The sequence below is a fragment of the Paenibacillus sp. GL_099_B genome (assembly GCF_057835695.1).
The window spans coordinates 4,001,099-4,013,758 of the sequence record NZ_CM174430.1 but is presented as its reverse complement, the minus strand read 5'-3'; the positions used below and the strand labels follow the sequence as shown (position 1 = coordinate 4,013,758).

Below are 12,660 nucleotides of genomic sequence, written 5' to 3'. Positions count from 1 at the left end.
ACAACTCACTCCACATTATTGATAACGATTATCATTGTCAACCTATAAAATAAAAAAACCGCACCTGAGCAATTTTAACCAGCTGGTGCGGCATCTTATAAACATCAATCAGCATTATCCCCGATTGACTTCATTCTTTTCATTTCCAATATATAAATCACCCTCGACTCGTCTTATAGCGGCCTGCTCGCGGTAAGCGGAAGGAGAGGCTCCGTATTTTTTTTTGAACAATGTGGAGAAGTAAGTGATGTTGTACATCCCGACCGCTTCGCTGATCTTGGCAGCTGTATCTTTGGTGGTAAGTAGTAGTTCCCGTGCCATCTCTAACCGCGTATGATTCAGATACTCGCTGAAGGATTGGCCGGTGGAGCCTTTGAACAACTTACCGAGATAGCTAGGCGACAGACCAGCAGAGCTGGAAACTAATTCAAGTGATAGATTCGGTTCCGGGTAATGGTCGCGGATATAGTATTGTACTTCCTCAATCACTTTGTTGTGTTTTTGTGCGTTGAGCCAGTGATTTTTCTCATCGATCAGAGCACATAATTTTGCACAATAGTCACTAAGGATGCGTTTAATTTCCTCCAGGGTCTCCGCGGCTTCGATATCTGTGATTGCATCTAGGTATTCGTTGAAATTGGTATCCGGCAAAGATTTCAGGTAGTCAAAATGCTTAAGCAGAGAAAGCAGCAATTGAATACTGTATGTAGTTACCTGATTGCTGGAACCAGAGGTGACTAGTTCGGTAAATTCCTCGATTCTTTCCTGTATAACGGACTGTTTCCTCATTTGAACCGCCTCAACTAGCTTTTTCTCAAAAGCAATGGGGTAGCTTAAGGTCGTCATGAAGTGATGACGTGTCATCGCGAAATCTAAAATGGACTCCTTCCCGTAGATCAGCCGGTACTTCACATATTGCTGGGCCGAGATGTAGGATTGCTGGATGTTCTTCCTGCCGTATACCATATCTCCGATTCCGATGGAAACCGTCAGTTTGAAATACCGCTTCAGGAAACCCTGCACGCTGCGTAAGGCTTCCTTCAAACCATCCGGGAGCTCATCTATTTCGTACTGACTGATCGCCACAACCTCATTTTCATCCGTAATCAACAGATCGCAGGCTCCGAATACCTCTAGAATTTCCTTTGCAATATTGCCGAGTGCAAACCGCAGAAGAGACTGCTGGTCGATACTTACCCTCTCTTTTACCGCTTCAATTTCGTCGATTTTGAATACCATTGTACAAAAATAAGGTCCGGGTAGCTGCTCATCAATGTCATTGACAATCTCTCTCGGAATGGCAATATTAAAGATATTTCCTTTCAGAAGTGCCTGCAAATAATGCTCACGGACTGTTTGCGAGGAGCGGTGCAGCACAAATTTCATCGAACGTTCCTTCTCCTCCAGCGTTGTGAATACCTCATTTAGAATTTTATATTCGTCTATGGAGTGAGAGTTAGGCATAGGTGGAGATTTCTGCTTGATTGTATCAAATAAGGATGACATTGGCTTATATATATTTTTGGTTAGAAAGATTGATATAAGAAGACCGGCCAACACCAGCGCCGCGGTTACAATTAAGGTAACGTTTCGCAGCTTGTGGATGTTGGAAATCAAGGTCTCGTAAGGGGCCACGCTTACAAAATACCAATCCATTTCTGCTGACTTTACATAGGTAACTAGATGTTTCTTTTTGAGAATTGCCGTTGTGAAGCTATGTTCTGACTTTCCTTCGCTAAGAATTCGCTGAACATATTCTTCTTGCGATAGATCCTTAAGAAACAGTTCGGAATCGGTATGGGACAGTACTTGTCCTTGGCTGTTCATGACAAACACGTTACTCATGGAATCAGCCCTGGCGATCTTGCGAATTGTTGTCAGTATCGACTGTTCCTCCACATTGATGGAAATAAGCGGATTGGCAGAGGAAAGAAATGAGTAGTCCGGATACAGTAAGAAGGTCAGAAATCGAAAGGGATTGTTATTATTGAATCCTGCCACGGTTAATTTTCGCGGATAGAATTCCATGTATTGCTTGGCACTTTTCGCATACAAAGACTTGTCGAACGAAAATCCGGAAGTTTCCACATTTGTATCGGTTGAAGAACGGTAGATCCCAATGCTGTGGATGAACGGATAGGCGCTTTTAATCTGCGAAAGTTGCTGCAAAATATGGTAATTTTCCGTTTTATCTTCTTTCTTACTGTTCAGAAATCCTTTAATTTTCGGGTCGTTTATGAGAGCGCTTCCAATTGTCATGACCTGATTGTAAACAACATCGGATGCATAGCTGACCTGGGACAGCATCGCCTTGGAATTGCGATCGATCTCTTTAACAGCGCTGTCTGAAAAAAGAGAAAAGAGAACACTGGAGAGTAGACTAATGGTGACCAAAACGAGTAGAAAGTACGAGCCCGTGAGCTTTTGGAATGTTTTATACCGGATGAGCCGGCTCAAGGTGGTTCGCATGTATTCATTCCTCCATTGCTGCTAAATTGCCTCTTAACTATAGGACATTACTTCAAAAAATGGTACTACTTGTTCTAAAAAATGAAAGCCCTTTATTGTTTTTGAAAGGCCGAAGCCGCATTATGAAACCTATTTCTGATATTTGAAATGGACACTGCGGATAGCCCCATCTACGATTAAGTAGAGACAGCCGATTACTTTGGATCCAGGCAGAAAGGGGAGTGAAGGGAATGAAAAATTCAAAAAGATGGGCTGACTTGCGTTAGCAGTTTTGTTTACGAAAGGCAGCAAGAAATGATTATCCGCATTGGGAGGATTTTAAATTGGAAAAGAAACTTCGCTGGCACAGCAGGATCGGGATCTTATCCGATATTCGAAGAAATGGAACTTCCTATCTGTTGATTTTGCCAGCCATGATCTACACTTTCATCTTCGGATATATGACCTATCCGTATATGCTGATCGCATTTCAACGGTTCAATTACGCAAAGGGGATTTTTAATAGTGAATGGGTCGGTATGCAAAATTTCGAGTTTTTCTTTCGATCCAACAAGGCCCTTATAGTTACCTTTAATACGATCTTTTTGAATCTCCTCTTTATTTTCTTTGGCACCTTGACGGCACTTGCTATTGCTTTGCTGCTGAACGAGTTGCGAAAAAAGCTTTTCATCAAGATCAGCCAATCGGTTATGTTGTTCCCAAATTTCATTTCCTGGATTGTTATCAGTTATGTGATTTATGCCTTTTTTTCCATGGATATGGGGATTGTAAACCAGCTCTTAAACAAGTTCGGACTTCCGTCTGTTAATTGGTATACGGAGGCTAAGGCCTGGCCAGCCATTTTGACCCTAATGCACGTTTGGAAGGGAGCGGGGATGAGCGCCGTGATTTACCTGGCCACCATTACCGGGATTGACGACACATTGTATGAAGCGGCCCAGATCGATGGAGCGAACCGCTGGCAGATGTGCAAGAAGATTACGCTTCCACTCATGATGCCGACGGTCGTCATTCTGACACTGCTCTCTATCGGCAAGATCATGTACGGTGATTTCGGGATGATCTATGCGTTGATCGGCGACAATGGCACCTTGTACCAGACAACGGATATTATTGACACTTATGTATTCCGTTCATTGCGGCAGATTGGCGACCCATCCGAAGCGATGGCAGTCGGGCTGTTCCAATCTGTAGTGGGCTTTATTCTCGTCTTTGGTACCAATGCAATTACTCGTAGATTTTTCAAAGACGGAGCGCTTTATTAGAAGTCTGTTACGGACTTAGTTACCGCAAAATGTAATAGGAGGAATAGAAGTGAAAAAGGGTTTAATCAGCCAAACAATCATTTATACCTGCATTACCCTGTATTCCGCGATGTGTCTGCTTCCGATGATACTGGTCCTCATGATCTCGATTACAGACGAGGACGCGATTCTGAAGAACGGTTACAGTCTGTTTCCGGAGAAGTTCTCCTTGTATGCCTATAAACTGATCTTCACAGGTGGATCTCAGGTGTTACAAAGCTATATGATTTCGATTTTTGTCACAGTCATCGGCACGATTCTCGCTGTTCTAATTACCGCAATGGCTGGTTACACACTGGCCAATAAGAGCGTGAAATACCGTAACACACTGGCGCTCTATTTTTTCATCACCATGATCTTCTCTGCGGGAATCGTGCCTTGGTATTTAATGAACCGCTCACTGGGACTCACAAATAATATCTTTGCGTTAATCATTCCTTCGTTACTGTTCAGTCCATTTAATCTCTTTCTTGTGCGTAATTTTATGAATGGGGTTCCGGATTCGCTGAGAGAATCGGCAACCATTGACGGAGCAAACGATTTAACGATCGCCTTCCGTATCTATCTTCCGTTATGCACGCCAGTATTAGCCACCATCGCACTTTTTTACGGGCTGGACTATTGGAACAATTGGTGGAATGCGATCATGCTGATCGACAACAAAGATCTATATCCGCTGCAGTTCATGCTGCTACAAATGAAATCTGAGATCAGCATGCTCAATGAAATGACGATGTTGGGTGGCGCGAACGATGTTACACTACCCGCTGAATCGGTCAAAATGGCCACCGCGATCGTCACAATTGGTCCAATCATTTTTCTTTATCCGTATTTGCAGAAGTACTTTGTCAAAGGCCTGGTCATTGGGTCGGTCAAGGGATGATATAACTCCTTCGGGATTTATATAAAAATGTATAGTTAGGGAGGTCAATTTGGTATGAAAAAGATCGTTACATTGATGCTCGTGGCCATGCTTGCATGCATTACTTTGTTTGGATGCAGCGACAAGACAGCGAGCACGGGAGGCAATCAGGAGAATGAGAAGAAAGGGGGGATTGTCAAAATCAAATACGTGGTTCCTGGTACGGAACCGAAGGATTATAAAGAGGTGTTTGATAAGATAAATGAAAAGCTGGCCGCAGACGGCGTAGGCGTGGAAGTCGAGAAAATCTATATTCCAAGTGATGCCTGGGATCAGAAGCTAAATCTGATGCTGTCCACCGGCGAGGATTTTGACTTATTCCATATCATGCAGGATCGTACACCGTTCTCAAGCTATTACAATCGTGGGGCTCTGGCGGACATCAGCGGAGCAATTGAGCAGTCCGGTCAAAATTTGAAAAAGTATATCCCGGGCGATATTTTTGACGGTGCAAAGATTGACGGGAAATACTATGCTGTTCCTTCTTATTGGGTGGAGATGGCAAGCGAAGGTGAGTTCAATATCCGGCGGGACATTCTTCGGCAGAACAACCTTGAGGAGCCGTCTACTCCGGAAGAATTGATTAGTAGTTGGGAGACAGTGATGAAGAACTGGAAGGGTGGGAAAAAGCCATATTTTTCAAATAAGGCAGACTTCGACCCTGTCAGCTTGCATACAACGGTTCTGCACCGTACTTACGATATGTTTCCGTTCACGGTCAAGGACAAGTTTTTCTATGTTAATCAGAACGGAGATGTTAAATCCTGGATTGAGACAGAAGAGTTTAAGAAGGATGCCGAATTTATGCGTCAGTTGTATACGAAGGGTCTGACAAGTCCTGATATTCTCGTCATGAAGGGGGAGCAGCTCAAAGCCCAGATCGACAGCGGTGACTGGTTTGTCAACCTAGGTACGGCGGGTAGTCTAAGCTCCCTTAAAAAGAACAATCCGGAAGTAACAGTCGAGGATGTTGGTGTGGTTTGGTTCAATCCAGAAAAAGAATACTTGCGACCGCTCACCTTCAAGAACGGTAATGCAGTACCGGTTAATAGCAAGCACCCTGAAGAAGCGGTTAAATTTATGGACTGGATGCTAGCCAGCCAAGAGAATTATGATCTTGTCCAGTACGGGCTCGAAGGTACGCATTACACCAAAGATGGCGATAAAGGCATGAAAGCCATTAATGATCCTGGTAACAACGATAAGCCAGGTTATAGAGGATCGGAATCTCAAAACGGCAACGTGAATTTTATGCGCTTCGATCTGGAGAACAGCATTCCGGAAAATAACAAGGTACTATTCGAAGCAAACCCGGAGGCAGTCAATAGCATTGCGGCAAACTTCGCATTTGATCCGACCAATGTAAGAACGGAATATACCAATATTGCGTCAGAAGCAGCCGCCAGTATCACGCCGATCTATATGGGGGTACAGGATTACGACAAGGCGTTCCCCGCTGCACTCGATAAAATGAAGAAAGCTGGGCTCGATATAGTGGTCGCCGAATATCAACGACAGTTCCAAGAATATCAAGCCAATCAAGGAAATTAATTGATAACTAATAGTGAAACGAATAGGAGTGAACGATATGACATTGCTGGATCAAAGAATTCAATTTGAAGAAAAGAAAAAGATTTATGATAGTTCCATACTGACCTTTAACGAGGTGGAGGGGTTCGATGTATATAATATCTCGATTCCTTTTGAACGGTCTGGTAAACGCTATCTTTTTGGACGAGTAGAACGACGTGAGGAATGGGCACGTTCCTGGGTTCGCCTCTTCGAGGAGACAGGGCATGATGAATGGACGTTGGTTCCAGGCAGCATGATTTACACTCTAGAAGACCCTTATATCAGTCTAATTGGAAATGAAATCGTGATGGGGGGGACCCATGTCCAATATGAAGCGGGTCGAGTGAAAACCTATTTTGGCTATTTCCATCGGGGGACCGAGTTTCTCAATCTATACTATTTTACCACCGGACCAAACAAAATGAAGGATATTCGCCTAGTCGAATTGTCGGACGGCAAAATCGGTGTTTTCTCTCGTCCGCGCGGAGCCGAAACGCGTGGAAAGTATGGCAGTGAGTCAATGATCGGCTTTACCATCATCGACTGTTTGGACCAACTGACGGCTGAAGTTATTGAAAATGCCCCTTATATTGATGGGATTTTCGGTGAGGGGGAATGGGGCGGTGTCAATCAAGCCTACCTACTGGACAGCGGGAAGATCGGCATCATTGGTCACAACTGCTACCGGGACCGGGATGCCGAGGGAGGGGAAGTCAAGGTGTATCTCAATATGGCCTTTGTTTTTGATCCAGTAACTAGGGAGGCTACCGATCTTCATGTAATTGGCAGTCGTACCTGTTATCCAGCGGGACCGTCAAAGACTCGACATCTGGTCGACTGTGCGTTTACTGCCGGCATTGTAACGAGACCCGATGGAAAAGCCGATCTATATAGCGGAATCGGAGATTGCCAGGCAGGCCGCATCACGATTGACTACCCGTTTGAGGGTCATGGGCAGCTTGTATAGCGGAGGAAGGCATGAATGACCGTGAATCTGACTGTATGGCATATTGATCATTTGGAGATCAGCATCCGCGTTGGAGTTTCCCTGCTCGTTGGCGGTATCATTGGCCTAGAGCGGGAACACGGTCAGCATCATGCTGGGTTTCGGACACATATTTTGGTCTGCCTTGGCTCCACGTTGATTACACTTATCTCGATTTATGGATTCAGCCAGTTTGCGGGCGAGCTGAATGTGCGAATGGATCCAGCGCGACTCACCGCTCAAATTATTAGCGGAATTGGCTTTCTTGGAGCTGGAACCATTCTGCGCAACGGTAACCGAATTTCCGGGTTGACCACGGCAGCATCCCTATGGGTTGTGGCCGCAATGGGGATTGGGGTTGGGGCAGGATTCTATTACGGTACTCTGCTTACCTTCGTTTCGGTACTGATTAGTTTGTTCGTCTTGCAGCGAGTTGAGAATCGCATAATCCCGCGCAACAAGACAACGACTTATTCGGTAACGGTAGGAAGGGATGGTGATCCGGGTATGTTTTTAAACTTTTTTCGCGATGAAGGTATCCGGGTGAAATCATTTAGAATGGAGAGCCTGGAGGAAGGAACTGTCCGTCTCGACTTTGTCCTGTTGAATAAAAATTCTGAGATAAAGCAGAAAATTTCGCAGTTTGCGATGCAAAGAGATTCTGAAGTGAAACAGATGGAAGTTAAAATGTAGGGAGGGAGCCTGTTGGCAAAATACAAGTTGCTCGCTCTCGATATGGACGGTACTGTTCTGAACAGCAACCATGAGATTTCCGAGCATACCTGTGAATGGATTCATCGGGCGATTCAAAATGGAGTCGCAGTCATGTTCGCTACCGGACGCGAGGTTCAGAGTATCGAGCCTTATGTGCAACAGCTGGGCTTGAAATCTCCTCTCGTCTCAGTCAATGGCAGCGAGGTTTGGCATGCGCCGGGCAATCTCATGGCCCGCCATTCGCTTGAGGAGGACTGGGTGAAGGAAATGCATGAATTAGCAGTGGAAAAGAAATGCCGCTACTGGGCTTATACCGTGAAGGATGTGTATACAACAGCGAATTGGCCGGAAAGGATTGAGCGGTTGCATGGCGATCCTTGGCTGAAATTCGGATTTCATTGTGACGATCCGGAGTGCCTGCTGGATGTTCACAGCACACTGGACGCAACCGGGCGATATGAGCTGACCAATTCAAGCCCGCGGAACATTGAGGTCAATCCAAAGGGGATCAATAAGGCAAGCGGTCTTCGGGAAGTCTGCCAGCTGCTTGGCATTCGAATGGAAGAGGTCGTCGCCTGTGGCGACAGCTTGAATGACTTGGAGATGATCCGCGCCGCTGGCCTGGGCATCGCGATGGGCAATGCCCAGGATGCAGTGAAGCGTGCCGCGGACGGGGTGACGGGAACCAATGATGAGGACGGCGTAGCCCAGTTGATCCAAACTTACTTAGTGAATTCAATATAGTAAGTACAAATAGAAACAGACAAAAGAAGCTACGATAATCGTAGCTTCTTTTAATGGAACTTGATTCGACAGCGCTCGCGCGATGAATAGAGTGAACGGCTGATACCTGGATGGAGGTTTATTTATATCATGACAACTCAAACTCAAGAACAAGCGATACAGGCTTATGAGCAATGGCTGAGCAGCCAGGTAATTGACGAAGCGTCTAAGGACGAACTTCACGGAATCAGGAATAACGAGCATGAAATCGTAGACCGTTTCTATAAGGAACTGGAATTCGGAACCGGAGGACTTCGGGTCTACATACTAAACATTTCAAAAGGGAGTAGCGCCCCTAGAAGTACGCTCGAGAGTGAATTGTTTTCTCTTGCCCATAATCTGCTGAAGTAATCCACAGTAATAAAATCTACCGCTTTTAGAGGTAGAAGGGATTAAAACCTGCATTTTTATCAAAATTTAATAGTCTTAGCCGATTTTTATTAATGAGAAACTGCAATTTGGAAGGAAAGGTAGATTATTGAGATATACAGCGTTCAATTACTATTTTAGCCTGAAGAAGGTAACAAGATATGGATCTTTTTCGGATTCAAAGAGAGATTATCATAGTCAGGAAATCGAAGTACAAAGGAGGAGCAAAATTAAGTATGAGATTCGTTCTGCAGAAATTGGAAAGCCGTATCCGAGAACTGGCTGGACTAAGATATCGTGAAAGTCGGACATTGGGTGACGTCTACATCGTTCCGGATGTGAGAGATTTGCATGAAGCGCGTCAGCAATTGGAAGGTGGAGTAGCGGTTCATGTTGGTGACCGCTGGGGAGGTAGAGACCGATATGCCTGGTTTATTACAGACGTCGAATTCCCTCCATACTGGAAGGGACAGGATGTGATCGGTCTCATTAAGCTTGGGGAAACAAGCGGTGGTAACACCAGAGGGTATGAAGCACAGGTTTATCTGAAAGGGGAGCCGCTGCAGGCGTTGGACCGAAATCATGCGGAGCTATTTTTCCCGAAAGACGCAGTGGAGGAAGGCCGTGTGGAACTTGCTATTTATGCGTGGAGCGGACTGAAGGTGCCAGATGGGCGCACCCCGTTTGATCACCGAATCGATTTGCTAAGCATCGCGGTACTTGATGCGGCAGTGGATGACTTGTATTATACGTCCTTGCATATGCTTCAGACCGTGGAGCAGCTGGACGAACGCCAACTGGAAAGACATGAGCTTACGGACGCGCTGGAAGCGGCATTTCGCCAGTTGGACTGGAGCAGACCTGGTTCGGAAGTTTTTTACGCATCCGCGGTACAGGCCTGCCAAACGCTGCGAAAGCGGCTTGAAGCGGTCCCGCGCGGACCCCGTCCACAGATTACGGCAGTCGGACACTGCCACATCGACGTAGCCTGGCTTTGGCGCCTGCACCATACGCGCGAGAAGTCTGGACGCTCGTTCTCAACGGTGCTCATGCTGATGGAGCGTTTTCCGGAATATGTGTTCCTGCAATCACAGCCGCAGCTTTATGCCTACTTGAAGAAGGATTTTCCTGCGCTGTATGCCAAAATCAAGGATCGCGTGCAGAGTGGAAACTGGGAAGCTACCGGTGCCATGTGGCTGGAGTCGGACTGCAACATTCCGTCTGGCGAATCGCTGGTCCGTCAGCTTCTGATTGGCAAACGTTTTTTCCGCGATGAATTCGGCGTAGACAACAGGGTACTGTGGCTCCCGGACGTGTTCGGCTACAGCTGGGCGCTTCCACAGATTCTGAAGAAAAGTGGCGTTGATTATTTCATGACGACCAAAATCAGTTGGAGCCAATACAACCGTTTCCCTTACGATACGTTTACATGGAGGGGGATCGACGGAACAGAGATTCTGACACATTACATTACGACGCCTGATAATGGCGATAACTCGTACTATACGTACAATGGAAATGTGACCGGTGCTTCAGTTCAAGGTTTATGGAACAACTACCGCCAGAAGGGTATGAATAATGAGCTGCTACTGGCCTATGGCTGGGGTGACGGGGGTGGAGGACCCACCCGTGATATGCTGGAGGCTGTACGGCGGTATGAGGATATGCCTGGTGCTCCTCAGGTTAAGACAGGGGGAGCGGAAGATTTTTTTGTAAAGCTTGAGAAACAGGTCAAGGATCAGCCGCAGCTTCACTTATGGGATGGCGAGTTGTATCTCGAATCCCATCGCGGAACGTACACCTCCCAGGCCTACAATAAGCGCATGAACCGCCGGATGGAGATGCTGTTGCATCACGCGGAATTCCTGAATATGTTCGCGCTTGTGCTGAATCCGGAGCATGCCTACCCGTCGGTTCAGCTGAATGACAGTTGGGAGATCGTGCTGCGTAACCAGTTTCATGACATTATTCCTGGATCTTCGATTTATGAGGTGTATGAGGACAGCAGAATCGAATACGAGGAATCGGAACGGCTCGCACTTGCTGCGATTGAACAAGGACTTGGCAGTTTTGGTTTGAATCGAACAATGGACTGCGAAGCGGGGGAAAAGGGGATACCTGTCCGCATCTTTAATGCACTTGGCTGGAAACGTTCATTCCATGCGGAAGTCGATATAAATGACGCAGTGAAGTATACATGGTATACAGCAGAGGGATTCAAGCTGGATGCTCAAATAGTAGCAAGTGAAACTGCTGATCTGACAGCTTTAAACAGGGTGCTTGTGGCAGTTCGGGATGTACCGGCTTACGGTTATACGACTATTTATGGACGGGACGAAGCAGAGCAGGAGCAGGAGGATTTGGCGTTGGATAACTGGTACGAGGCTCCAGTTCTTGAATCCTGGAGTATTAATGTCGATCACCTTGAGACCCCCTACTACAGCATTCGCCTGAACGATTTAGGTCAGATCGCTTCGCTCTATGATAAACAGGCGAGACGTGAGGTACTGAAGAAGGGACAGCCAGCTAACATACTGCAGGTATTCGAAGATAAGCCAATGGCGCATGACGCCTGGGATATTGACATTTACTATCAGGATAAAATGACCGTTGTGGACAGACTGCAGGAACTGACAGTGCTGGAAGATGGACCGCTGCAGGGAGTGCTGAAACTGCTGTACAGCTATGAGAGTTCTACGATCGAGCAATATTTGATCGTGTACCGCGATCACCCGCGTATTGATTTCAAAACCCAAGTGGATTGGCATGAGCATCAGCAGCTACTGAAAACAGCCTTCCCCGTGGATATCCGCTCGACCAAAGCGACGTATGAAATCCAGTTCGGCAATGTGGAGAGGCCGACACACTGGAACACGAGCTGGGATTATGCCCGTTTCGAATCAGTTGCTCAGCGGTGGGTAGATCTATCAGAAGGTGGATATGGGGTTAGTCTGCTGAACGACTGCAAATATGGGCATGACATTCGCAATCACGTTATACGTTTGAGTTTGATAAAATCCGCCATATACCCGGATAACAATGCCGATCAGGGATTGCATGAGTTCACTTACTCTCTGTTTCCGCACAATAGGGGATGGTATGAAGCAGGAACACATCAGGCAGCGTGTGAACTGAATGCACCACTGATCGCAGCTGTTGTGCAAGGTAGCTCCCATACTCCAGAAGAGCTTGGAATGATAAAGACAGACGCCCGTAATGTCATGATCGACACGGTCAAAAAGGCTGAAGATGGCAAGACGTTGATTGTGCGCCTGTATGAATTCGGAGGGATCCGTACGAAAACGTCTGTAACGGTTGAACCGTACCTAGGTCAACTGTGCTCGGTAGAGGAAACCGATCTTATGGAGGAGCATCCAACTGCATTACTATTCGATTGCCAGCAGATCGAATTGTCTTTGGCGCCTTATGAGATCAAGACGTTGAGCATTGCCATTTCTTAAAATGAAAGAGGGGGATATAGAAACGTCCCATTTTCAAAATTTGATAGCCGTAGCGGAATTTTAAAAGACAAAAAGCTGAAA

Annotated in this window: 9 protein-coding genes; 8 read left to right on the top strand and 1 reads right to left on the bottom strand. The window is 46.3% G+C overall.

The genetic code is table 11. The annotated features are described in order from the left end of the window. Positions 1–114: 114 nt before the first annotated feature. Complete coding sequence (locus AC3ITG_RS18135; protein WP_489250907.1) at positions 115–2,469, bottom strand: helix-turn-helix domain-containing protein; 2,355 nt, start codon at positions 2,467–2,469, stop codon at positions 115–117. Positions 2,470–2,792: 323 nt separating this feature from the next. Here AC3ITG_RS18135 and AC3ITG_RS18130 point away from each other — a divergent pair, with 323 nt between their 5' ends. From AC3ITG_RS18130 to AC3ITG_RS18095, 8 genes are all read left to right on the top strand, one after another. Beyond that, positions 2,793–3,734 (top strand): ABC transporter permease, encoded by a 942-nt coding sequence (locus AC3ITG_RS18130; RefSeq protein ID WP_413371893.1) that lies wholly within the window; start codon positions 2,793–2,795, stop codon positions 3,732–3,734. A gap of 49 nt (positions 3,735–3,783) precedes the next feature. Next, positions 3,784–4,656 carry a carbohydrate ABC transporter permease gene (locus AC3ITG_RS18125; protein ID WP_413371892.1) on the top strand — a complete coding sequence of 291 codons (873 nt, stop codon included), beginning with the start codon at positions 3,784–3,786 and terminating at the stop codon, positions 4,654–4,656. Between the two features lie 54 nt (positions 4,657–4,710). After that, positions 4,711–6,246 carry an extracellular solute-binding protein gene (locus AC3ITG_RS18120; RefSeq protein WP_489250906.1) on the top strand — a complete coding sequence of 512 codons (1,536 nt, stop codon included), beginning with the start codon at positions 4,711–4,713 and terminating at the stop codon, positions 6,244–6,246. Between the two features lie 37 nt (positions 6,247–6,283). After that, positions 6,284–7,234 (top strand): DUF1861 family protein, encoded by a 951-nt coding sequence (locus tag AC3ITG_RS18115; RefSeq protein WP_489250905.1) that lies wholly within the window; start codon positions 6,284–6,286, stop codon positions 7,232–7,234. Between the two features lie 15 nt (positions 7,235–7,249). Further along, positions 7,250–7,945 (top strand): MgtC/SapB family protein, encoded by a 696-nt coding sequence (locus AC3ITG_RS18110; RefSeq protein ID WP_489250904.1) that lies wholly within the window; start codon positions 7,250–7,252, stop codon positions 7,943–7,945. 12 nt (positions 7,946–7,957) lie between these two features. After that, positions 7,958–8,710, top strand: coding sequence for a Cof-type HAD-IIB family hydrolase (locus tag AC3ITG_RS18105; protein ID WP_413371888.1), 753 nt, complete (start codon positions 7,958–7,960; stop codon positions 8,708–8,710). Between the two features lie 129 nt (positions 8,711–8,839). Beyond that, positions 8,840–9,100, top strand: coding sequence for a hypothetical protein (locus AC3ITG_RS18100; protein ID WP_413371886.1), 261 nt, complete (start codon positions 8,840–8,842; stop codon positions 9,098–9,100). 254 nt (positions 9,101–9,354) lie between these two features. After that, positions 9,355–12,579: an alpha-mannosidase gene (locus AC3ITG_RS18095; protein WP_489250903.1), complete on the top strand. Its 3,225-nt coding sequence runs from the start codon at positions 9,355–9,357 to the stop codon at positions 12,577–12,579. Positions 12,580–12,660: the final 81 nt, after the last annotated feature.